1 protein-coding gene and 1 pseudogene are annotated in these 555 nt (G+C 67.2%); both read left to right on the top strand.

Features of this window, described 5'->3' with window-relative positions:
- Window positions 1-305: transposase (locus ACTXPP_RS14180; protein WP_443342769.1), on the top strand; the 305-nt coding region annotated here is incomplete at its 5' end.
- A pseudogene (locus tag ACTXPP_RS14175) lies at window positions 302-555 on the top strand (IS3 family transposase); the annotation flags it as partial. The gene ACTXPP_RS14180 and the pseudogene ACTXPP_RS14175, both read left to right, overlap by 4 nt.

The raw sequence follows: 555 nt of genomic DNA, 5'->3' as shown, positions 1-555 counted from the left end.
CCAAGCCCTATCCCCAGGAGTTCCGCGACGATGTCGTGCGCGTCGCGAGAAACCGTGAGCCCGGAGTGACGATCGAGCAGATCGCGAAAGACTTCGGGGTCCACCCGATGACGCTCACGAAGTGGATGCGCCGCGCCGAGAGTGACGAGGGCACCACGCCCGGCCAGTCACGGACCGAGGCGGCGCAGATCCGCGAGCTGAAGAAGCGCAACCGGCTCCTCGAGCAGGAGAACGAGGTGCTGCGGCGTGCGGCGGCGTATCTGTCGCAGGCGAACCTGCCGTCAAAAGGTTCTACCCGCTCGTGACAGAGCTCGCCGCCGCAGGGATCCCTGTGACGGTGACGTGTCGGGTGCTCAAGCTCTCCCGCCAGCCCTACTACCGGTGGCTGGCTGACCCCGTCACCCCGAACGAGGTGGTCGAGGCGTATCGCGCGAACGCGCTGTTCGACGCCCACAAGGATGACCCCGAGTTCGGGCACCGCCTCCTCGCCGACGAAGCACGCGATGTGGGTGAGCCGATGGCCGACCGGACCGCGTGGCGGATCACATCGAGCAA

Source organism: Candidatus Corynebacterium faecigallinarum (assembly GCF_052264515.1).
GTDB classification, from domain to species: Bacteria; Actinomycetota; Actinomycetes; order Mycobacteriales; family Mycobacteriaceae; genus Corynebacterium; species Corynebacterium faecigallinarum.
This window is presented reverse-complemented; position numbering and strand designations above follow the sequence as displayed.